Source organism: Phocaeicola barnesiae DSM 18169 = JCM 13652 (genome assembly GCF_000374585.1).
Classification (GTDB): domain Bacteria; phylum Bacteroidota; class Bacteroidia; order Bacteroidales; family Bacteroidaceae; genus Phocaeicola; species Phocaeicola barnesiae.
On record NZ_KB894650.1, the window covers coordinates 110,275 to 134,053 of the forward strand.

Sequence of the window (23,779 nt, forward strand, 5' to 3'; positions counted from 1 at the left end):
TTTCTATACTGTTCGTTTGACCGTAATGGTATGGTTTTCCCTGTCAGTCCTGGTCTTGAACTGACGGTTGTAGATAGCACCAAGCTCTGAGGCCTGTGTACGGACGCTTTTCAAACGTGAAATGGGGAATGAGACGGATTCACCTACTTCAAGGGCAACAAGTGCCGGACGGATTTTTTCTAAGTTTTCAGACATAATTGTTGGATGTTTAATATTTAATGTTTAACTTTGTATTCACCAAATGAATAGGTTACACCACAAAGTAACATAAAATGGTTTATATAACCAAATATTTGTTTGATGATTTATTGTTTAAGATGTATTTATTGAAGGAATCGCATGGATAATGACATAAAACACGTGCATGTAGGTCAGGCTATCGACAAAAGACGCAACGAGCTTGGATTGAGCAAATCTGAGCTTGGACGTAAAATAGGTGTACCGCAGCAGCACATAAACCGCATACTGGAAAGGGAAACAATGGAAACGAGCAGGCTTATTAAAGTCAGCGAAGCATTGAACTTCAATTTCTTTTCCCTTTTCTGTCCGAAACAACATCATATATCGGCACACCTTGCAGCCGTTTCATTGGATGGAAATGCAAATAATCTGATAGGTGATGCAGAACTGGCCGTACAGTTATCCAGCGAAAAGAAAGAAACAGAGAACCTGAGGGAAACAATCAAACTTCTGAAGGAACAGATAGAGAGTCTGAACTCACAGATTTTACGTCTTGATTCAAACCTGAAGGATAAGGATATAATAATTGAACTATTAAAAGAAAGGAGAAAGGAATAAGACATTAATTATTTCATCTGTAGTACCCATGCAGATAATTCAATGATTAAAACCATTTTGCAGCTTACCTTTTTCAAGTAATCCATAAAAAGGAAGAGTCCTGAAACTTACAAACTACTTACAAAGCAAAGGGAAGCTACTGATATTCAGATATGAATTAAAGAGGCTCAAGCTGCGATAGAGGAATAAGACTACTTTTTATGTACTATTGCCAGGAATGATAATCACAAACTTACAAATCACTTGCTAAAGTTTCATAAGATTCTGATTTTCAATTCTATCTGAAAGTGGCGCAGGCTGCAATAGAGGAATAATCTCTTAAAAATATTATTTTTATATCAGGCTGTAATTCACCGTTTTACGGTAGTTACAGCCTGATTTGCGCTTAGACGGTTCGTACATTTGACCGCAAAAAATGAGCCAAATAAACAATACCTGCATACACCGCGAATACACTTTTGAACTTTACAGTTAGTTTTAAGGTTAGCTGTTGTGTGTTTATAGTTCTACGTCAAAATTAGATTTTTTAACCTGGCTAGGGAAATTTTAAATCTCATCGTAGAAATTTTATACTGCAAAGATCCCCCCGTCCAAGTATTACCCCAAAACAGGTAGGGCTAAGGTGTGGAAATCTGTTAATAAAAAGAAGTTTTTTCCCCTACCAGTCACGCTTCAAGGCCCATTCCGAAATGTCGCCTACATCCCCCTGCAAAAATATTTTTCCGGGAAACCGAGGAATAACCAAAAATTATACTTACATTTGCCACGACTCAAAAATCGAATTCTATCTAGAAAAGTTAGACAACAAATGATGGTCAAAGAAGCGAAACAAACAAAGAATCATGTAACCCCTCCGGTCTTGCGGAGGCTTCCTTCCTTGTAAGGACATGCGTTTTTTATTGCTATCGGGAGATAGCAGTGTTTGTTGTGCTCTTTGACATGCCAGTACACTGACCTCCACTTCAACGGGGAAGCGGAGGTACTCTGTTTATTCCGGGCACTTCTGCTCCGGAATTATTTTTTATCGTTTTCCATCTCATTTTAATCATTTGTTGTTTTTATGAATACTCCCATTTTACGTGTTATGCGTACCGAAGGCGACAGCCTCAACGCACCTGAATATGCCGACAACCTGTTGGCCGTGGAAATCTTGTTTCCTGAACTTCCGGCAGATACCACCGAAGTGTCTGTCCGCATTTACTCGGCCGATTACCGGCTGATGGGCTCGGATGTGTGTCAGCCCTCATCCCAGAAAAAAAATCCGAAAATCCGTCTGAATGTCTGCTCCGAAAGGGAATGGAAAATGGGCGACTATCATGTATTTGTCTACCGCAACGGAAGTCCGCTCTGGTTTGCCTCCGGATTTCTGGTCTTCGAGTTCGAGGAATGGAAGAAAATGCCGTTGCAGCGTCTTGAAAAAGACCCGGACAAACGCTACTTCGCAGAGAAGCTATGCCTGAGCGAATGGTGGCCGAAAATCGGTCAGCTCCCCTTCCAGACAGACTTTATCGAGGACGTCATCCGGAAACTCCGGTCGCATGACGGAAAGAAGGCTCCCTGCCCTCACTGGCTCGTCGTCTGCGAGGACACGAAAGGCAAGGCTTTCGCCTCCGTCCTGCTCCCCAAACACTTCTGCGACAACCAGCCCGAAGCACGCTATGTCCTCCCTTTAGAACACCTGGTATCGGGCGCTATCCAATGGGAACACCTGAGCGCGGAAATCGGCCAGAGCAAGGTGGTCGTGGTAAGGATAGCGGAATTGCCTTACAATGACCGGACCGTAAACCTGCTGTCCCTGTTTGCCTCTGTGCTTTCGTGCGGACACTTCCGGGGCGTCACCTTCCTTTTCCAGGGAACGGAAAAGGCGGTGAAAGAGCTGCGCCTGCAATGTACACTGATGGACGCCCTGTTTACCGACGAGCAGACGTTCCACGTACAGACAGACGGGATTCAGGAACTGATTGCCCGCCTCGAAGGACAGTCCGACGAAGCCTGCCACTCCGAATGGAACGATCCGTCTGAACAAAGCGCCGAACAGCAACTCCAGCAGATGGTGGGACTCCGACGTCTGAAAGAGGACATGGAGGAAGCCCGGATGATGGCTCTCTTCCTCAAGGAGAGGAAAGAGTTATGCCTCGAACGACAGGGCGAAAGTCGTCACCACATGCTGTTCCTGGGAAATCCAGGTACCGGAAAGACCACGGTAGCCCGACTGGTGGGACAGATGTATCACCACATGGGACTGCTCTCCAAAGGCCATACCGTAATTACCTGCCGGACCGACCTGATAGGCGAATACATCGGCCAGACGGAGAAGTGCATGAAAGGCGTGCTGGAGGAAGCCCGAGGAGGGGTCCTGTTCATCGACGAAGCCTATACCTTGGTATCGCATGAAAAGGAATCGAACGATTACGGCAAAGAAGTCATCCATGCCCTGCTTACGGTACTTTCTGAGCCGAATCCGGATATGATTATCATCCTGGCCGGATATGAAGACAAGATGAAGGCCCTGCTCCAGACGAACCCCGGACTGAAGGACCGGTTCCCCCTGCAATTCCATTTCGACGATTATTCTTCCGACGAATTGCTGGAGATAGCGCACCGGACCCTGAAAGCCCGAAACTTCGCGCTGACAGAGGAAGCCGACGAGCATCTGAAGGCCGTGATTGAAAAGGCTTCTGTCCAACGCGACGGACATTTCGGAAACGGCCGATGGGTACACAACCTCATCGAACAGGGCCTGATCAAAAGCATGGCCAGACGGGTGATGTCCCTCCCCTCTTCTTCCGCTCCCGACCGGGAACTCTTCAGTACAATCGAGCTCAGCGATGTAGAGGATGCCGAACGGCGTTTCCTGAGCCTCCGGGAGGCCAAACTCACACCTTCTTTCCCACGCATCGGCTTCCGTGCCTGATGCCAGGGAATGAGGCAGACCTGCCATGACAAAGCCCTGGCACCGTACGGTTGACGATGCCAGGGCTTTCATTTTTCAATCCGGATTTACCGTCCGAATCAATGGGCAAAAAGTCCTTCTACAGGAAGTTCCTTCCCGTCTGCGCCCAATACCTTCAAGCTCAAAGTTCCACCGTTATGGTCAAAATAACGGACAACTACAGGATGGTATCCGGCTTTCAAAGCCTTCTGCCCCACCAGCTCGCGTGGAGAATGAGGACCGTCGTTATCAACCACCATCTCCTCGTCAATCATCAGATAACTACCATCATCCGAAAGCAAGGCAAAGGTATAGATACCGTCTTTCGGAGCCTGGATATATCCGGTTATCTCCAGACCGATGTTACCGCTCACACCTTCCGGAATCGTGACAGAAGCACTCTCGTACTCCCCTTTCAACGGTGCCTGGGTAATTTCGCTGCACTTATCGCCCTTATAATCGTACCAGGCAACCTTCAGGCCTTTCTTTTCCGGCTTCACATCCGTAGCAGGAGCATACTCACTCTTGATGAAACGTGTCTTGACGATGTCACCCTTCTTACCGTTCGGACGGAAAGTACGGAACGTGAAGTCTGTGGTTTCCGTAACAGGTATCGGGCCTTCGTATTTGGCAGATGCCTGAGTCGGGATGCTGCCATCGGTGGTATAATAGATGGAAGCGCTCTTGTCCAGACATTCCACGGTCACTTTACCCTCACCGATAAACGTATTGGTCTCATAGAAGCCTTCCAGGTCGGGAATCCGGTAGTTGATGCCCATCGTATTCAAGCGGTCGAAATGGGCAGCCATCCGTTCTGTGAAGCCGTTCCAGTCCTTCTGGGCCGGGTTGCTCCATCCCAGTTCTGCGATAGCCAGCATGCGCGGAGCCGCCATGTAGAGCATTCTGTCCTGCGACGGAATCCATTCGCACCAGATATTTCCCTGTACCCCCATAATCAAGTCTTTCTGGGCGTCGGTCATACCTTCCAGTTCCGGATTGTAGTCATAGATATTGATGACGCTCTTCTTATCCTGCTGGTAATCCAGATAGAAAGGCGCGTTCGGTGTATAGATGACCTTATTGCCGTGGGCTGTAGCCTCTTTCGACGCATCTTTCGACCAGCTTCTCCACCACATCACGGTAGAAGTTTCGGAAAGTCCGCCTTCGATGATTTCATCCCATCCGATCATCTCCTTGCCGTTTTCGTTGAAGAATTTCTCCATCGTATGGGTGAACCAGGCCTGGAGTTCTTCTTCGGTATTCAGATGGTTGGCACGCATACGCCGCTGGCAATCCGGACATTTCTTCCAGTTGGTCTTTTCTACCTCATCGCCACCGATGTGTACATATTTGTAAGGGAAAAGCGCAAAAATCTCCTTGTAGACGTTCTTACAGAATTCGATGGCCGAATCCTTTCCCGGGCAGACCGGTGAGCTGAAAGTGGTTCCCCACCCCACTTTATCCGTACAGGCCACTCCCTGATAATTGCTGACAGCAGCCAGCATGTGTCCCGGCATGTCCACTTCCGGCAATACGTCGATACCTCTGACCGCCGCATATTTCACAATGTCACGAATCTGGTCCTGGGTATAGAATCCTCCGTACAAAGTGTCACCGTTCTCCACATGCAGGTATTTTTGAGGAATCTCATAATCCGGATTGTCCTGCTGCTTGGCATAAATCATGCAATCGCGGTCATGGCTGTTGAATTTTCTCCAGGCCCCTTTCTCTGTCAGTAACGGATATTGCTTGATCTCGATGCGCCATCCCTGGTCGTCCGTCAGATGCCAGTGGAACTTGTTCATCTTATAAAACGCCATCAGGTCCAGAAGTTCCTTCACCTCGTCCGTATCGTAGAAATGACGTGACACATCCAGCATCAATCCGCGCCAGTCGTAACGGGGAGCATCTGTAATGCTCACCGACGGAACGGCCCAATCCGTACCGGCTACGACCTGTTGCGATTCGATGGCAGCCGGGAAAAGCTGGCGGAGCGTCTCGATACCCGCAATGACACCACCGTATCCGTTGCCGGCTATCTCCACCCCGCTACGCGTAGCGTTCAGCGTATAGCCTCCATTCTTTCCCTCTGCACGGAGAGACAGACAGATGTCTCCTTTTCCGCCCTGCTCGGTGCGGATAGTATACCCCGTAGCCGTTGACAGGATTTTAGCCAGATAATCTGCCGCAGGAGCCAGTTCCTCCTCTGCATATCCGATTACCGCATTATCCTTCAAGACGAAAGCCCCTTTACTCACCTCCACCTGATTAGGCAAAGGAATGATTTCCACATCACTCACCGTCACGTTTTCGCTACAAGCACTGAAACTGAGCAATCCGGCCAAAGCCAGTGTACCTGCCATCAGGCTGTATGAACATTTTTTCATAAGTATAGAATTTGGTTAGAAATAAATTTCATGCAAGTTATCAAGAAAATCCTGAACATACAAGGAAGGGGGACGAAAATATAGGTCACACCTTCCACTTGATCGGACAATAAAAAAACGTCCGGACGTTTTCTTTCGCACGTCCGGACGTTTTCCCATAAACGAACGGACGTATGGATTGAAACGTCCGTTCGTTTTTTCGGGTATCCGTAATTATCAGAATGTCACGGTATTCATCATCTTGTCCACCAACATACCGTCGATAGGCTGCAAGTTGTATGTATAGTCCTTCTTGGCCTTGAAACGGATAAGCAGCAACTGGTTGTCGCCTTCCAGGTAAGGCTGCTCACCGATGTTGACAAAGGTAGGATACAACGCCTTCACGCCGTTGGTATGCAGACGGTCGTTCGTCATGTTCTTCATGGCTTCGATGCCCGGAGTATCGATACCCAGGTATTCCAGTTCTTCCGGATTATACGGAAGCGCGAAGCTGAACGCGTTGACCGAACGGAGTCCCTTACCGCTGACTTCCAGTGTCACGGTCTCGCCGGCACGGTAAGTCTTCTTCTGCGGAGTGATGACCAGCGAACCTGCTACCGGCGGAATCTGACGGCTACTTACACCCGATTCAAGTTCGATACCTACGGCCGAAATGTCGTAAGCGTCTATCAGACCGTTTTCGTTCAGGTCGCCCTTGCTGATGTAGCCTTCGTAATCGGAATCACCTTTCCGCAGACCGGTATAGTTCATGTACGAAGTCAGGTCGTTATGGTCTATCTTCTTATCGTTGTTGATGTCGCCCGGAATGAAGGTGTCTGTACCCGGTACGCGGAAGACATAGAGTTCACGGCCGGAACCGAAGTTACCTACCGCCTGGCTGACAGCTATCTTGATGTAGCGGGCCACCGGTTGCGTAGTGAAGGTGAAATGTTTCACATCGCCACCCTGCCAGTCGAAGGTGCCGGCAGAAGTCCAGTTTGTACGGTCCATGCTATAGAATACTTCGCCCTTCTGCAAGGTTCCGTTTCCACCGTCCAGACGAGGCAGGTAATCGAAACGGTCGAGGGTATTGATGCTCTTCAGGTCGATAATCAGATCGAACGGTACAGCAGCCTTGCTCCATTCGGTATGCCAAGCATCGGTTTCGTCGAATTGAACAAGCGGCGTACAGGTTGTCCCGGCTGGTTCGGACAAGAGGTTTCACCCTTGATACCGCGGATAGCGAATTCCAGCGGGTCGGACTTGGTCTTTCCGCTGAAGCTGCTCCACTCGGACGCGCCCGAAGCGTTGACCGAACGGATACGGAACGAATAGTCTGTCTCTACCTTCAGGTCTTCGAACGTGAAGCTGTTCTGGCGGATGGTAGAATAAATCATGCCTTCGGATTCGATTTCATAATAATCAGCTCCAGGTACCGGTTCCCAGGTAGGAGTCAGGGTATAGGCTCCGGCATTTTCATCGGTAATCCGTGCCTGAGGTGCCTGCAAGGCTCCAGTCTGCTTCAGGAGTCTGTCGGCCGGCGCAAACGCAAAGCCTTTCATTTCTACCTGTACCCTATCAGCGGTCACATCTACCGCATGGAGCTTGACGTGTACCACCGGATTCTTCCGGATCTGTACGGAAGCGAAATCGGAACCTTGTGTCGCGAAGCGGTTCAGTTCCGGCGCTTCTTCGTAATAATAGACATCGGTACCCTGCTCGAATGCCTCGCGGGAAGAAACGGCCTGTAGCTTGACGCTCTTCTTGCCGATACGGGCTACCAGCGATTTCGGAGCCTGAGTGACGTTGATACGCAGTTCCGTCACACGTTCCTTCACCATTCCGTCATACATGCCTTCGGTCGGTTCGATGGTAACCGTTACCTTGTCGCCCTCCTGCTCGGAACTGATGCGGGTAACCGTAGAGTAACCTTCCCGATAGGCTTCCGTGGTTCCGTCGTCGTCGTATTCAACGAAAGATGTCTTTCCCTGCGGATGGATTTCATAGATACGCAGGTCTTTCGGCCACTGGCTCACGTTGTTGTGTTCTTTGGTAAGCGGCAGGATGGCCCCCATCTTGATGAAGACCGGAAGTTTCCAGAGCGGAGCCTCGAAATTGTTGATGATGCGTCCTCCCGTATACTTGTCGCCGGTGAAGTAATCCACCCATTCGCCTTCCGGCAGGTAGATACCGTTGCGGATGTCGTTCCCCTGCTCGTCGGCTTCGGTATTGCAATAGACTGGAGCCACCAGCACGAACGGGCCGTACAGGAACTGGTAGCGGGTAGCCGGTCCGTAGGTGTAACCGTTCGGGTAATCCAGGAACATGGCACGTATCATCGGTTTGCCATCTACCGATTCGCGGGCGATGCTATAGGCGTATGGCATGAAGGCCGACTTCATCTTCAGGTACATGCGGTTGATGGAAGCGGCCGGTTCGCCCAAAATGTGCGGATATTTCGGGTTGGCTCCCCATCCGTCCATGTTCAGCTGCATCGGCGTGAAAGTCTTCCACTGGAAATCGCGGACATTGACCGGTACATTCTTACCTCCGAAGATACCGTCCATATCCGAAGTGATGTTCGGCTGACCGGAAAGTCCGGAACAGATATAGGTCGGGATGTGGAAACGGATGTATTCCCATTCGCCTCCGGTCTGGTCGCCCGACCAGATACCTGCATAGCGCTGGGTACCTGCCCATCCGTCCAACGAAATGATGAACGGGCGCGCGTTCTTTCCGTAATACGGCATGATTTCGCCTACATCGGCCACACCGTTCAGTCCGAAGGAATAACCGGTGCCTACCCAGGCTACATCGGTCTTGAGCACCCGTACACCGGCATCACGCACTTCGCGCACGATGTCACGTTGCAACAATGCCTCTACCCCCTTCTTGGGATGCAGGTCCGATTGTGTCCAGAGTCCGATTTCCACCCCTTTCTGACGGGCATAATCACCCAGAGACTTCAGGTTCTCGACATTGCCTTCCAGGGTCTCGGTCTGTCCGTATCCGGCTCCGTAACCGTCGTTCGGAAGAATCCAGCCCAACGGCATATCGTGAGCCTCGTAACGGTCGATGACGGCACGGGCCGAGAACTGGTAATTGTTCTTCTCTCCGTTCAGCGATTCCTTGATACCTCCGTTGTCCTTCTGGCTTTCCACGTATTTCTTACCGTCCTCGAAGAGGATGCCTTTCTCCGCATCTTCCTTCCAATAGTCACGGTTGTAGGCATTGAGGTGTCCTTCGTAGAAACCGAATTTCGGCAACAGGACGGGATGACCGGTCAGCTGATAAAAGCTGTTGAGCAAAGATACCGGTGTATCGTCCAGCCAGAAGAAACAATCCAGGTAAGGAGTATCGTGAGTTAACAGCACTGTACCCGGACGGGAAGCGCCGAAATCGTATTTTCCGGGAGCGAAGGTATATCCCATCATACCGTAGCCGCGGGTAGACCAATAGAACGGAGTCGGCGAAGCCACACCCCCGTCGGTCCACTGGTTGGTATTGACAATTTCAATGGCTTGTCCCTTGTGTGAGAAACGGCCGTTCTGTACACCGCCGCCATAGAAATACTCATCAGGATTTTCTTTCAGGGTCAGAGTCACCTGCTGGCCGGTAAACTGAACCGGCGCGGTTTCTTCCACCACGGCTTTTCCACTGGCCAGATCGCGAATGCAGAACAATCCGCTCTGTTTGTCTATCTCCACCGCAATCAGAGGCGTACGGACGGTAATCTTCCCCTGTTCGTCCTCTAATTGTAACGTGCCCGGGTTCAGGCGAGGTCTGTCCACTAAGATCTGTGCTGGAGGTACCGCTTCCGGGTCACGGACAATCCCTCCGGCATTATCCTGGAAGAAACGTACCATGTTCTCGCCGTAGAAATCAAGCATCATGCGTTGCTGATTGGAGAACAATACTTCGACGGTCGTCGGATTGAGCAACGTAGCCCCACTCACAAGCGGTTGCTGTTGCCCTACTGCTGCCTGGATGGGACTGAACGGGACGGTTGCCCCTGCGGCCGGAGCCGCCAGACAGACAGGCAAGGTGAGCGCCAACGCCCACACTTTCGGTTCATTTTCATAGGGTCCTTTTTAGTTTATGAGTTTATCATAGTTCCGAATGGACAAAACTACAATTAAAATCCGTACCGCAAACGATTGGGGCCCAAAAACCCAAAAAACCGGAACATCTATCTGAAGTTTTTAACATTTCAGATGGATATTCCGGCCATTTATTAAGAATTTTAATTATTTAGGAATCATTCGGAAAATTTCTTTCCAGGGAAATAAGTTTCCATCAAAGCGATGAAATCGGCATCCCCTTTGAGTGAAGCCAGGTCGGCTTCCTCCTCCAGTTCCTGCCAAGTGATAGGATGACGGTTCATCAAGGCTGTCTTCAAGGCACAGAGGGCATCATCCTTACGGCCCGTCAAGGCATACAGACAGGCCAGGTTATAAATAGCACTGGTATCGCCTGCCAAGGCAACCACCTGCTTCAGTAACTCTTCTATCTGTGCGGCATCCTGGGTCAAAGTTCCTTTCAATCTGGCCAGGTCGGAGATAGCCAACGCATAATTATAAACAATGAACGCATTACCCGGCTGGAGCTCCATGGCCTTCTTGTATTTTGTCAATGACTCTTCAAACAGCTTTTCGTCCTTCCGGATGTCACCCTGCGCAGAAAGCGCATTTCCCCAGTTGTAATAGAAAGCCGGGAAGCCATCCTGCAATTCTACCGCTTTGGTAAACTTCTCGTAGGATTCCTCGAACAGCTTGTCATCTTCCTTCAGACCGGCCAGATCGGAAAGCGCGACTCCCCAATCATTGTAAGCCAACGCATTATCCGGTTGAAGCTCTACTGCCTTCGCGTATTTCTCGAAAGCTCCCTGGAAAACGGCCTCATCCTTTTTCAACATGGCCAGACGGGAAAGCAAGTTCGCCCATTTATAATATACCGGAACATAATCCGGATGAAATTTCTCTACAATCGCATATTTTTCTATCGCCTCGAGGAATACCGATTCGTTCCCTGTCATCAGTGCCAGCTCGGACAAAGCCATTCCCCAATTATCGTAAATGGCGGCATCCCGGGGAGCGTAACGCAAGGCCTGCATGTATTTCCGGAAAGCATCCTGGAAAATGCCCGGTTTGCCCATCACCTTCCCATAATCGGCCAATGCATTGGCCCAATTGTTCAACAACAGGGGATTCCGAGGTTCCAGGCTGACGGCCTTCGCATATTTCTTGAAAGCACGCTTGAAAAGGTTTTCATCCTTGCGCATCTTGGCCAATTCGAGCAATGTTTCTCCCCAATTGTTATAGGCCGGAGTATGACGCTTCTCTAGTTCGATGACCTGACTGTAACACACACATGCCTCCTCCAAACGGTTTGTGTGCTGGGCATGATATCCTTTTTCGAACCAATCCTGTGCGGTAGGTTTCTGTACCCGTTTCTGTGCGACAGCCGGTTCCGCTATTTTTTCATTCTGTTCGTCTTTCTGCATAATTTTAAATGGTATTAGAACGGACTTCTTGTCCTCAAAAAATTAATGGTCTCTCTAGGCAGCGACCCCATATCCAACCCGAAGAATGCGTCATTTCGACCAACCAGCAAGAATGAGGCCGCATGTTTCGAGTCCAAAAATACGCAAATATTCCATTCTACAAACTTCCAGTCAGAAGTTTTTTTTCTGACAAGCCGGGAGGAAAAAAGGCGGACAATTATTCTATGCATCCTTTAAAGGAATAGCTGTCAGACAAATAAACGGTATCCAACAAACGGATTCCGGTGGCCGTCCGGAAAATGCGTTCCCTGACTTTCCGGACAGCCTCTTCCGCCATGCCATCCTCATACAGATTGACCAGAAAATCGGCCTCGACCAGAATCTGATGGTCTATGCCGCCGATATCATGGTAAGTATGGTGATGCCCCACCAACCAACAGACACGCTCTATCTGTCCGGGCGTATAGCCTCCAGTCTTTTCCAGCAACGCCCGTGCCTCGGCAGGCCCTTCCTGCTCCTGATGTTTCCCGTCAGAGACTCCATATTTCTGTTCAGACAGGTGTATACCTATGTCGTGAACCACGGCCGCCGTTTCCAGCACGAACCGGGTTTCGGCATCAAGTCCTTCGCCCGTACCTATCAAATAAGAGAAATAATGAACCTTCATGAAATGCTGGATACGCTTGGCGTCGCCGGCATCATAGTCCATCATGTTACGAATCAATGCATTCAGTCTGTTATCCATATTTTCCGACATTTTTTCTGTTCATAGGTCCACGTACAAACCTTCAAAGCCCCCGAAACGGAGCATCCGTTACGGCTTTCATCCATATACCCGGCAAGCTTTCCCCGCCCCGCCATCGGCATATCCGCGCCGAAAAACATCAAAAAAGCCTCTGAAAACATTGTTTCCAGAGGCTTTTTCCTGCAAGTACACCCTCAGGGATTCGAACCCTGGACCCACTGATTAAGAGTCAGTTGCTCTACCAACTGAGCTAAGAGTGCTTCTTTGTTTTTGCGGTTGCAAAGGTAAGCGGTTTTATCGAAACCGCCAAACTTTTTTACATAAAAAATTACACTTTTTTACTATCTCTCTTTCTACCAGTCGTTTCCGGAAGGTAGAAAGAGAGACAAAAAACACGGTTTGCGTCTGTTTTTATTCACTCAGGCCGGCACTTACTTCATCGATGGTAGGATTATGGCAACTCATGCCACCGTCTACCACCAATGTCTGGCCCGAGATGTAACGGGCGTCGTCCGATGCCAGGAAAACAATGGTAGCCGCCACATCTTCGGCATTGCCCAAGTAAGGAACGGCATTGTATTTCTGGAAAACCTGACGGAGATTCTCCGGAATACATTCCAACGAAGAGGGAGTCAGTACCAGCCAGGGAGCCACGGCATTGCAACGGATTCCCGAACGTCCGTACTGACAGGCAATGTAACGGGTCAGGTTATTGACACCTGCCTTGCTCAATCCGTACAACGTTCCCCGGAAATCGCCCATCAGCGAACCGATGGAAGATACATTGACAATGGCTCCTTGCTTCTTTTCGGCCATCACCGGCAAAGCGGTACGCGAAATGGCCAGCATACTCTTCAGGTTGGTATGCATCACCTCGTCGAAATAATCCAAATCCAGACAGACTACATCAACATCCCGCTTCATATCGCCGATACCGACATTGTTCACCAGTACATCGATGGTACCGAAGTGAGCCAAGGTACGTACCACAGCGGCCTGACCGCTATCCAAATCTGCCGCATCATAGTACAAAGGCAATACTTTCTCGCCATCGGCGTTCAATGCTACGGCCAGCTTCTCGGCTGCCTCCAGGTTATAATCCGCGACGGCCACTTTTGCGCCTTCGCGTACCAGACGCTCTACGGTAGCCCGACCGATGCCCGAAGCTCCGCCGGTTACCAACGCTACACGATTGTTCATTCTTTCCATAATGTCTTGTTTAGTTCAGTCAGCGTATACAACAAAACATTTCCCAGGAAAGTTCGGGCGCTAAAAAGGTTTTAACGGTTGAGCAGCAAGTCTCTAAGAATGATATCCAGCCTCCTCTCGACCTCCTCGACAGGGATTCCGTGCCCCAGTTCCTGACGGATGGAGGTCACCCCCTTATCGATGAAACCGCACGGATGAATGTAACGGAAATATTCCAGATCCGTGTTTACATTCAAGGCCAATCCGTGCATCGTGATGAAATGGCTGCTTCGTACTCCCATCGCACAGATTTTCCGCTCCTTCGGTGTTCCGGCATCCAGCCATACACCGGTAGCACCGGCCACACGCCCGGCCAGAATGCCATACGAAGCACAGACCCGAATAACCGCTTCCTCCAAGACATCCAGGTAAGACTTCAGCCCCAAATGGAAATCTTCCAGGTTCAGAATCGGATAACAGACCAGCTGTCCCGGCCCGTGGTATGTAATGTCTCCTCCACGGTCAATATGGAAGAGCTCGGCGTGGATGCGTTCCAACTGCTCGGGCGTCAACAACATATTCGTTTCTTTTCCATGCCGCCCCAATGTATAGACATGCGGATGCTGGCAGAAAATCAACCGGTTTTCATAAGGCAACCCCTTCTCACGGGCCATTACCAGCGAATCGAACAATTCGGTCTGCCGTTTCCAGGCCTCACCATAGGGAATCATCCCCCAATATTCTGTCTTCATAATCAGTCCTCCCAATACTGGCACTAGCCTGAACGCTTCTGCACACGGAACCTCAATACATCCGGTTAACGCCGAAACGGTCAGGTAAGTCCTCTTATTACAGACGGCAAGTTAGCAAAAATCCTGAAATATTCGCCTCTTCCACCTGAAACTTCTGCCGTCTTTCCCCCAAACGCCCTATCCGCCCGTTACTTTTCTGCTTTTTTGACAGAAAGAAATACCTTTTTTGATGGTCAATTCATGAAGTTATCTTATATTTGTAGTATCTAGCAATAAAGTTGCAACCATAAAATTTAAAAGAACAACATGAAAAAATCAAACGAACTGTTTCTCAAGACAATGGGACTCGCTTCGGCCCTTATGCTCTTCCAAGGATGTACCGAACAGAAAGCCGAACAAGCCCTGGGCACAGAAACACTGACTTGCGATACGACCGTTTTCCTGAAAGACGATGTAAAGAGCTCACCTTCCTGTAAAATAAACTACAGCCTGGCATTCTTCAAGATGCGCCAGGCCACAGACTCTATAGCGCTCAAGTCAAATGCGCAACTCATTCGGGCCATCGAAGAAGGAATGCCCGCTACACAAAATCCGCAGGAGTTCGTGCGACACCTGAAAGATACCCTGATTACCAACTACCGGCAAGACCTGGAAGGCCTGTACGAATACGACCTCCGGAACGGGCTGAAAGACCATGAACTGCCGGGATGGTACAATTATGAATATGGTATCAATTCCACCCTGACCGAAGGGAAGGACCATGTATGGAACTACAAGGTCAGCCATTTCGCATATACTGGAGGCGCTCATCCGAACAGCTACCAGAAATGGATCAACCTGACCGACCAAGGAGAAGTACTGACCAAAGAACAGGTATTCCTGCCCAATACAGAAGCTGCCGTCTGCGAACTGATTCTGAAAGAGCTGATCCGTACCGCCGGCGAACGGGTAGAAACCGATACCATCACCAGCATCGAAGGACTACAGGAGTACGGTATCCTGCAGATGAACGGACTCTACTTGCCCGACAACTTTCTGCTGGAAAAAGAAGGCATCCGCTTCCTGTACAATCCATACGACATCGCGCCGTATGCCTTGGGAGACTTTGAACTCCTGGTACCTTATCAAGAACTGAATACCTACCTTATCAAGCATTAACGACCTTATGGACATTATCCTGAAATATTTTCCTGAGTTGACAGACATCCAGAAAGAACAGTTCGCGGCCCTCTATGACCTGTATACCGACTGGAACAGTAAAATCAATGTCATCTCCCGCAAAGACATCACCAATCTGTACGAGCACCATGTATTGCACTCATTGGGTATAGCCAAAGTCATCCACTTCAAGTCCGATACATCGTTGATGGACCTGGGTACGGGAGGTGGATTTCCGGGTATTCCCCTGGCTATCCTCTTTCCCGAATGCCGCTTCCACCTAGTAGACAGCATCGGGAAAAAGGTCAAAGTGGCTACCGAAATAGCGCAGGCCATCGGACTGAAAAACGTAACGACCCGCCATTGCCGGGCAGAAGAAGAAAAGCAGCAGTTCGACTTTGTGGTCAGCCGGGCCGTCATGCCACTGACAGACCTGCTGAAGATTATCCGGAAAAACATCCGGAAAGAACAAATCAACGCTTTGCCCAACGGGCTCATCTGCCTGAAGGGCGGAGAGCTGGAGAACGAAATCATGCCTGTGAAACACAAGGCCTTCATTTACGACCTGAAGGACTATTTCGACGAGGAGTATTTCGAGACAAAAAAAGTAGTGTATGTAACCATCAACGGATAAAAAGCCATGAAAATCAAACGATTCGAATTCAATATGTTTCCGGTGAACTGCTACGTACTTTCCGACGAAACACGTGAGGCTGTAGTCATCGATGCCGGATGCTTCTATCCGGGAGAAGGAGAACAGCTGAAAAAATACCTCGACGAAGAAGGTCTCCAACTGAAACATGTGCTGAACACCCATCTGCACCTGGACCACATCTTCGGCAACGCTTACCTGGCGCGTGAATTCGGGCTGAAACCGGAAGCCAACCAGGCGGACGAATTCCTACTTGCACGCGCGGCAGACCATTGCCGCATGTTCGGGTTCCGTATCAACGAAGAGCCCGCACCGCTGGGAGGCTATATCGCCGACGGTGACGAAATCTGCTTCGGAAACTCCAGGCTGAAAGCGATAGCGGCCCCGGGACACTCCCCCGGAAGTCTGGTGTTCTATGACGAAAAGGACGGATGCATGTTCAGCGGTGACGTCCTTTTCAGAGGAAGCATCGGACGGACCGACCTGGACAGAGGAAGTTTCGAGGACATCAGAAACAGCATCTGCAACCGTCTGTTCACCTGTCCGGACAACACCGTCGTGTACCCTGGTCATGGAGAGCAGACTACCATCGGTTACGAAAAGAAGAACAATCCTTATTTCCAATAAATCTGTAATCAATCACTTAAATCATACATTATGAAAACAGCAACTTTTGCCAACCGTCATATCGGCATTTCGGAAGAGGATTATCCGAAGATGCTGGAGAAAATCGGGGTGAAGAGTCTTGACGAACTGATAGACCGCACCATACCGGCAAACATCCGTCTGAAAGAGCCGCTCCACCTGGATCCGGCAATGACCGAACGCGAATTTGCGGAACACATAAACAAGCTGGCCGCCATGAACCAACCGTTCAAGACCTATATCGGTACAGGCTGGTACGACACCGTGACACCGGCGGTCATCCAACGGAACGTGTTCGAGAATCCGGTATGGTATACTTCCTACACGCCTTATCAGGCTGAAATCTCACAGGGACGTCTGGAAGCCCTTCTGAACTTCCAGACCGTCATCAGCGACCTGACAGGCATGCCGCTGGCGAACTGTTCTTTACTGGATGAGGCTACCGCTGCCGCCGAAGCGGCCACCATGATGTTCGGTCTACGCAGCCGCGCCCAGCAGAAAGGCGGCGCAACAACCTTATTTGTGGACGAAGAGATTTTTCCACAGACTTTGGCGGTCGTCCGCACACGTGCCCTGCCGCAAGGCATCCAGGTACAGGTGGGCAAGTACAAGGAGCTGAACTTCACACCGGATATTTTCGGCTGTATCGTCCAGTACCCCAACAACAGCGGAAACATCGAAGACTACCGTGAATTTACCCGTCAGGCACACGAAGCCGGTTGCAAGGTAGCCGTAGCGGCAGACATCATGGCACTGGTATTGCTGGTACCTCCCGGCGAATGGGATGCCGACATCGTTTTCGGAAGCTCCCAGCGGTTGGGTACCCCACTCTTCTACGGTGGACCTTCTGCCGCTTATTTCGCTACCCGCGACGAGTACAAACGCAACATGCCGGGACGTATCATCGGACTCTCCAAAGACAAATACGGACATACCTGCTACCGCATGGCTCTACAGACACGCGAACAGCACATCAAACGAGAAAAGGCGACTTCAAACATCTGTACCGCCCAGGCACTGCTGGCTACCATGGCCGGATTCTACGCCGTATACCACGGTCCTGACGGTCTGAAAGAGATTGCCAAACGCATCCATAGCCTGACGAACTGCCTGAACAAGCAACTGACCAAGTTAGGATACGTACAGAAGAACGAACTCTTCTTCGATACCCTCCGCCTGCAATTACCGGAGAATGTGTCTACCCAAAAGTTGCAGACCATCGCCATGAGCAAGAAAGCGAACCTCCGCTATTTCGACAACGGCGATGTAGGTGTCAGCATCGACGAGGCGACTACTCTGGCAGATATCAATCACCTGCTGAATATCTTCGGTATCGCCGCCGAAACGAGCATCCAGGAGATAACCGATGTACCGGAAATGTCTTCCCTCACTCGGGAACTGAGAAGACGCACCGGATTCCTGTCGCACGAGGTATTCAATAAATACCATACCGAAACCGAAATGATGCGTTACATCAAACGGTTGGAACGCAAAGACATCTCCCTGATTCATTCCATGATTTCACTGGGTTCCTGCACCATGAAGCTGAATGCCGCCGCAGAAATGATTCCGCTGAGCAATGCCGCATGGATGAACGTACACCCGTTGGTACCGAAAGAACAGGCAGAAGGGTACCAGCTGCTCATCCAGAAACTGGGCGAACAGTTGAAGACCATTACCGGATTTGCCGGCATTACCTTCCAGCCGAACTCCGGTGCCGCCGGAGAATATACCGGCCTGCGTATCATCCGCAGCTACCTGGAAAGTATCGGTCAAGGCCATCGCCACCTGGTATTGATACCGGCATCGGCCCACGGTACCAATCCGGCATCAGCCGTACAAGCCGGATACGAGCCGTTGGTATGTGCCTGTGACGACCGGGGAAACATCGACCTGAATGATTTGCGGGAAAAAGCCGAAACGCATAAGGACGAACTGGCAGCCCTGATGATTACCTATCCGTCTACCCATGGCATCTTTGAAGCTGACGTAGCTGAAATCTGCCAGATTATCCACCAGTGCGGCGCACAGGTATACATGGACGGAGCCAACATGAACGCTCAAGTGGGATTGACCAATCCGGCTACCATCGGTGCCGACCTCTGCCACCTCAACCTGCATAAGACTTTCGCCAGCCCACACGGAGGAGGAGGACCGGGAGTTGGCCCTGTGTGCGTAGCCGAACACCTGATACCGTTCTTACCGGGACATGCTTCTTTCGACCACGAACAGAACGAAGTGGCTGCCGCGCCTTACGGAAGTGCCGGCATCCTGCCTATCACCTATGCCTACATCTGCATGATGGGTACCGAAGGTCTGACCCGCGCCACCGAAGTAGCCATCCTGAATGCCAATTACCTGGCAGCCTGCTTTGAAGAGGCATACGGCACGGTCTATCGGGGAACCAACGGCTTCGTCGGACATGAAATGATTCTGGAATGCCGGAAATTACACGAAGAAAGCGGAATCAGCGAAAATGACATCTCCAAACGGTTGATGGACTACGGCTATCACGCTCCTACCCTTTCCTTCCCTGTACACGGCACGTTGATGATTGAACCAACGGAAAGCGAAAGTCTGGCCGAGCTGGACAACTTTGTCGAAGTCATGCTGCAAATCCGGAAAGAAATAGAGGAAATAAAACGGGGAGACGCCTCTGCCGACGATAACGTACTGGTGAATGCTCCACACCCGGAATACGAAATTGTAGCCAACGAATGGGAACACAGCTATAGCCGCGAAAAAGCAGCTTACCCCATCCCAAGCGTACGCGAAAACAAGTTCTGGATAAATGTGGCCCGCATAGACAATACTTTGGGCGACCGCAAGCTGTTGCCTACCCGTTACGGTAGTTTCAACTGACAGGTCCTGACCCGTCATCCATAAAAGAAGGCGCCGCAGCTTTCCCATACCAATCCGGGGAGCTGCGACGCCTTTTATCGTTAACTTCTAATCTTATCTCCGTCCGATTAAGACAATCCTTCGATTTCTCCGTTCACGATGTCGATGTGCAATGCCTGAGGCTCTTTCGGCAATCCCGGCATACGCATGATTTCGCCTGCCACCATCACCAGCATTTCGGCACCGGCATTGATGACAATATCGCGTACCGTAAAGTTGAAGCCGGAAGCTACACCATACAGTTTCGGATCGGTAGAGAACGAATATTGAGTCTTGGCGATACAGATCGGGAAATGTGTATATCCCAACTCTTCAATCATCTTCAGCTTCTTACGGGCAGCCGGACCGAAAAGTACCTGTTTCGCGCCATAAAGATTCAAAGCTACCTTACGTACTTTTTCTTCTACTGAATCTTCTTCGTCGTAAGCGAAAGTCAACGGCTTGGACGGCTGCTTTTCGATGGTATCTACCACCAGATTAGCCAATTCTACAGCTCCTTCACCACCTTCCATGAAAGCATTGTTGATGGCAAAACCGATTCCCTTCTCAGCACAATGCTGGCGGACATAATCCAGTTCCTCGTCGGTATCATTGGCATAACGGTTGAAGGCTACGACAACGGTCTGTCCGAACGATTGCAGATTCTCGATATGCTTGTCCAGATTCTTCAATCCTTCTTTCAATCCTTCCATATTCGGTTCCTTGATTGCGTCAACACTCACGCCACCGTGCATCTTCAAGCCCTGAGCCGTGGCCACCAGTACCGTCAGTTTCGGCTGCAGCCCTGCCTTACGGCATTTGATGTCGTAGAACTTTTCAGCACCCAAGTCGGCACCGAAACCAGCTTCCGTAATGACATAATCGCCGAAAGTCATGGCCAACCGGGTAGCCAGCACGGAGTTACAACCGTGCGCGATGTTAGCGAACGGACCGCCATGTACAAAAGCAGCGGTATGCTCGGTAGTCTGTACCAGATTAGGCGACAACGCATCTTTCAGCAGTACGGTAATGGCTCCAGCCACTCCCAGATCCTTTACGGTGAACGGTTTTCCCTCGATGGTGAAACCCAGCAGGATATTCTCGATCCGACGTCGCAAATCAGCTTCATCCGTAGCCAGACACAGGATAGCCATGATTTCGGAAGCCGGTGTAATATCGAATCCCGATTCACGCATAACGCCGTTTGTCTTTCCACCCAGTCCGGTTACGATGTAGCGCAAGCCACGGTCGTTTACATCCAATACACGGTTCCAAAGCACTTCCTTCATGGCAAAGCCGTTATCGCGGTTCTGATACATATAGTTATCCAGCAAAGCGGCAATCATGTTATGGGCCGATGTAATGGCGTGGAAATCTCCTGTAAAATGAAGGTTTATCTTATCCATCGGCAATACCTGGGCGTAACCACCTCCGGCAGCACCCCCTTTCATACCGAAACAGGGGCCTAAAGAAGGTTCACGCAAGGCACAGATGGCCTTCTTACCGATTTTACTCAATCCCAATGCCAAGCCGATAGACACAGTGGTCTTACCGATACCGGCTTTAGTCGGGGTGATGGCAGTCACCAGAATCAGGTTGCTCTTGTTTACTTTCTCTTCATCAATCAAAGTCTCGGGTACTTTGGCGATGTAACGTCCATAATTCTGGATTTCCTCTACCGGGATGTCATAATTACGAGCCACCTGTTTGATTTTGGTCAACTCTATACTACGTGCAATTTCTATATCAGACTTCATAACGTTGAAATTTTAAAGCCACAAAGGTAGAAAAAAAATAGGACTTTTTGCCAAAACCGTCCATCAGTCGACAGAAAAATTCAGTTTTTGATTCAGGACAACTTTTGAAACGCCGAAGTTACGTAACTTTGAAAACCATATACAAGGCGCCAGAAAAACAATAATTAAAACATTTATACACTTACACTATGATGCAAAACATCTCTTCTGCGGCATACGCAGATTCCAAACCTCATTATGAGCTCCTGGACGGATTACGAGGAGTCGCCGCACTGTTGGTTCTCTTTTATCACATCTTCGAAGGACTCTCCTTCGCTGCAGGTGGAACTCCCATTACAGTCATCAACCACGGTTACCTGGCCGTCGATTTTTTCTTTATTCTTTCCGGCTTTGTAATCAGTTATGCGTACGATGACCGATGGGGAAAAACAATGACAACCGGCAATTTCTTCAAACGCCGCCTCATCCGTCTTCATCCGATGATTATCATGGGAGTCATTCTGGGAACCATCACCTTTTTTCTGCAGGGTGGTGTCCAATGGGACGGTACAAAAGTCGCCACTTCAGCCGTCATGCTTGCCATGCTCTGTGCCATGTTCTTCATTCCTGCTGTTCCCGGCGTAAGCTATGAAGTCCGGGGCAACGGTGAAATGTTCCCGTTGAACGGCCCCAGCTGGTCGCTCTTTTTCGAATACATCGGCAATATCCTGTATGCCTTGTTTATCCATCGCCTGTCCACCAAAGCCTTGACGGTTCTGGTCGGACTACTGGGAATCGCCTTAGCCTGGTTCACCACTTTCAATGTATCCGGCTACGATATGATTGGCGTAGGTTGGACACTTGACACCGTCAATTTCTTCGGAGGCGCCCTGCGCATGCTCTTCCCCTTCTCGATGGGAATGCTGCTGGCCCGTCATTTCAAACCGATGAATGTAAGAGGAGCTTTCTGGATCTGCTCCGTCATTCTGTTACTGCTTTTCTGTGTACCGTATATTGTTACAGGAAACTCACCCATCAGTCTGAACGGCCTGTTCGAAGCCATCTGTATTCTTTTCATCTTCCCGGTTCTTCTCTGGATTGGAGCTTCCGGCAAGACAACGGACAATTTTTCATCCCGTGTGTGTAAATTTCTGGGCGATATCTCCTATCCGCTCTATGCCGTACACTACCCGATTATGTACCTGTTCTATGCCTGGCTGATTGACCATAAGCTCTATACCATCGCCGAGGCCTGGCCAATGGCACTCGCCGTTTATCTGGGAAACATCCTGCTGGCATACCTCTGTCTGAAACTTTACGACGAACCAGTCAGAAAATGGTTAACCAAGAAATTCTTGAACAAGAAATAAGCAAAAAGCCGTTTTAGTTTATCATAAAAGGTACAACTAAAACGGCTTTTCAATGTTGTATTGAGTCTGCTAAAAAGATTACAAATCAGCTATTTCCTCTAGACTCAAACCAGTAATATCCGCAATGTCTTCCGCAGAAAATCCCTTGGCCTTCATACGAACCGCACTTTGCTTCCTGGCCTCTTCTACTCCTTTAGCACGCCCCTCTTCCAGTCCTTCAGCACGGCCTTCTTCCAGTCCTTCGGCACGACCCTCGGCACGACCTTCGGCACGTTCAGTATGAATATTGTCACGTAGAATCACAATGTTATCCAAATGGCGGTAATAAGCCTTCAATTCATCCTTACTCATTTTATCAAGTTTCAAGCGTTCACGAGCGGCATCCAATCCCGGTGCCTGGGCCTTTTCGGGTATTTCTCCCGTATTCAAATAATAAATCCACTCTTCCAACGGAGTCTTTGCAACCTGATTGAAGTCATTGACTTTCAAAATGTAATATTCGGGATACAACTGACTCACTGTATCTACCTTGAAAGTCTGGCGTTGGAAAGGAGACAATTCCAACAAATCGTTCTGATGAATGCCACGGAACTCGGTCTTTCCGTGATAAACGATATCCTTTCCATGCCCCAAAGAGAAATAAACAATGTTGATGCTATACACTTTACGAACTTTGTCATATCCCTCTCCCCGATTGATGTATTCTGTCACCAGTTTGGAAGTACCGAAAAGCATGCGTTGGAAATAAGCATATTCATTGTTGTTCTGGATTTCAATCAGCAGCAACGTTCCTTTGGAATCTTCGGCAAGCATATCCACACGGTTGTACTTGTCGAACTCCTCTTCTTGATTACTCTCGCTTTCCAGCAATTTCTGAATGGTAATCTTGTCGTTCAACAAAGTGGTCAGAAGGCCTTCAAGCACGGCAAAGTTGGCCTTGTTACGGAGCAGGCGTTTCATCGCCCAGTCAAAACGTATATAGCTGCTCATACGGAATCTGTTTTATTATCTTAGGAACTATGCGAAGATAAACATTCTATCCGAACCTAACAAA

15 protein-coding genes, 1 tRNA gene and 1 pseudogene are annotated in these 23,779 nt (G+C 49.6%); 7 read left to right on the forward strand and 10 right to left on the reverse strand.

Annotation, left to right across the window (positions count from 1 at the left end; all coding sequences use genetic code 11):
• Positions 1-3: 3 nt before the first annotated feature.
• Positions 4-195: a hypothetical protein gene (locus tag C510_RS0109555; protein ID WP_007843190.1), complete on the reverse strand. Its 192-nt coding sequence runs from the start codon at positions 193-195 to the stop codon at positions 4-6.
• Between the two features lie 144 nt (positions 196-339).
• Here C510_RS0109555 and C510_RS0109560 point away from each other — a divergent pair, with 144 nt between their 5' ends.
• Together C510_RS0109560 and C510_RS0109565 are read left to right on the forward strand one after the other, a co-directional pair.
• On the forward strand, positions 340-798 hold the full coding sequence (locus C510_RS0109560; protein ID WP_018711120.1) for a helix-turn-helix domain-containing protein: 459 nt from the start codon (positions 340-342) through the stop codon (positions 796-798).
• Positions 799-1,858: 1,060 nt separating this feature from the next.
• Positions 1,859-3,712 carry an AAA family ATPase gene (locus tag C510_RS0109565; protein WP_026320177.1) on the forward strand — a complete coding sequence of 618 codons (1,854 nt, stop codon included), beginning with the start codon at positions 1,859-1,861 and terminating at the stop codon, positions 3,710-3,712.
• A 98-nt stretch (positions 3,713-3,810) separates the two neighbouring features.
• Here C510_RS0109565 and C510_RS0109570 read toward each other — a convergent pair whose 3' ends face one another.
• The 7 genes and pseudogenes from C510_RS0109570 to lipB all read right to left on the reverse strand — a co-directional run bounded on the left by C510_RS0109570 (position 3,811) and on the right by lipB (position 14,284).
• Complete coding sequence (locus C510_RS0109570) at positions 3,811-6,117, reverse strand: family 20 glycosylhydrolase (protein ID WP_025892290.1); 2,307 nt, start codon at positions 6,115-6,117, stop codon at positions 3,811-3,813.
• A gap of 216 nt (positions 6,118-6,333) precedes the next feature.
• Positions 6,334-10,151, reverse strand: a pseudogene (locus C510_RS16390) (TIM-barrel domain-containing protein).
• 203 nt (positions 10,152-10,354) lie between these two features.
• Entirely contained in the window at positions 10,355-11,599 is a 1,245-nt protein-coding gene (locus C510_RS0109580) for a tetratricopeptide repeat protein (protein ID WP_018711123.1), read from the reverse strand.
• A 217-nt stretch (positions 11,600-11,816) separates the two neighbouring features.
• Positions 11,817-12,344, reverse strand: a complete 528-nt coding sequence (locus C510_RS0109585) for an HD domain-containing protein (protein WP_018711124.1) — start codon at positions 12,342-12,344, stop codon at positions 11,817-11,819.
• A gap of 187 nt (positions 12,345-12,531) precedes the next feature.
• Positions 12,532-12,604, reverse strand: a tRNA-Lys gene (locus C510_RS0109595).
• Between the two features lie 151 nt (positions 12,605-12,755).
• Complete coding sequence (locus C510_RS0109600; protein ID WP_022340163.1) at positions 12,756-13,553, reverse strand: SDR family NAD(P)-dependent oxidoreductase; 798 nt, start codon at positions 13,551-13,553, stop codon at positions 12,756-12,758.
• A 71-nt stretch (positions 13,554-13,624) separates the two neighbouring features.
• Positions 13,625-14,284: a lipoyl(octanoyl) transferase LipB gene (gene lipB, locus C510_RS0109605; RefSeq protein ID WP_022340162.1), complete on the reverse strand. Its 660-nt coding sequence runs from the start codon at positions 14,282-14,284 to the stop codon at positions 13,625-13,627.
• A 306-nt stretch (positions 14,285-14,590) separates the two neighbouring features.
• Between lipB and C510_RS0109610 the strand changes: the two genes are divergently transcribed.
• Genes C510_RS0109610 through gcvP form a run of 4 tightly spaced genes read left to right on the forward strand, consistent with a single transcriptional unit; the run spans position 14,591 to position 19,601 of the window.
• Positions 14,591-15,442 carry an RsiV family protein gene (locus C510_RS0109610; RefSeq protein WP_022340161.1) on the forward strand — a complete coding sequence of 284 codons (852 nt, stop codon included), beginning with the start codon at positions 14,591-14,593 and terminating at the stop codon, positions 15,440-15,442.
• A gap of 7 nt (positions 15,443-15,449) precedes the next feature.
• Positions 15,450-16,076: a 16S rRNA (guanine(527)-N(7))-methyltransferase RsmG gene (rsmG, locus tag C510_RS0109615; RefSeq protein WP_018711129.1), complete on the forward strand. Its 627-nt coding sequence runs from the start codon at positions 15,450-15,452 to the stop codon at positions 16,074-16,076.
• A gap of 6 nt (positions 16,077-16,082) precedes the next feature.
• The gene (locus C510_RS0109620; RefSeq protein ID WP_018711130.1) at positions 16,083-16,721 is read left to right on the forward strand and encodes an MBL fold metallo-hydrolase; all 639 of its coding nucleotides are present in this window, start codon (positions 16,083-16,085) and stop codon (positions 16,719-16,721) included.
• Positions 16,722-16,751: 30 nt separating this feature from the next.
• Positions 16,752-19,601: an aminomethyl-transferring glycine dehydrogenase gene (gene gcvP / locus C510_RS0109625; RefSeq protein WP_018711131.1), complete on the forward strand. Its 2,850-nt coding sequence runs from the start codon at positions 16,752-16,754 to the stop codon at positions 19,599-19,601.
• A gap of 107 nt (positions 19,602-19,708) precedes the next feature.
• On the opposite strand, the gene C510_RS0109630 is transcribed toward gcvP, so the two are convergent.
• Positions 19,709-21,376 (reverse strand): formate--tetrahydrofolate ligase, encoded by a 1,668-nt coding sequence (locus tag C510_RS0109630; RefSeq protein ID WP_018711132.1) that lies wholly within the window; start codon positions 21,374-21,376, stop codon positions 19,709-19,711.
• A gap of 191 nt (positions 21,377-21,567) precedes the next feature.
• Between C510_RS0109630 and C510_RS0109635 the strand changes: the two genes are divergently transcribed.
• Positions 21,568-22,725: an acyltransferase family protein gene (locus tag C510_RS0109635; protein WP_025892292.1), complete on the forward strand. Its 1,158-nt coding sequence runs from the start codon at positions 21,568-21,570 to the stop codon at positions 22,723-22,725.
• 78 nt (positions 22,726-22,803) lie between these two features.
• Here C510_RS0109635 and C510_RS0109640 read toward each other — a convergent pair whose 3' ends face one another.
• Positions 22,804-23,715 carry a PD-(D/E)XK nuclease family transposase gene (locus C510_RS0109640; RefSeq protein ID WP_018711134.1) on the reverse strand — a complete coding sequence of 304 codons (912 nt, stop codon included), beginning with the start codon at positions 23,713-23,715 and terminating at the stop codon, positions 22,804-22,806.
• Positions 23,716-23,779: the final 64 nt, after the last annotated feature.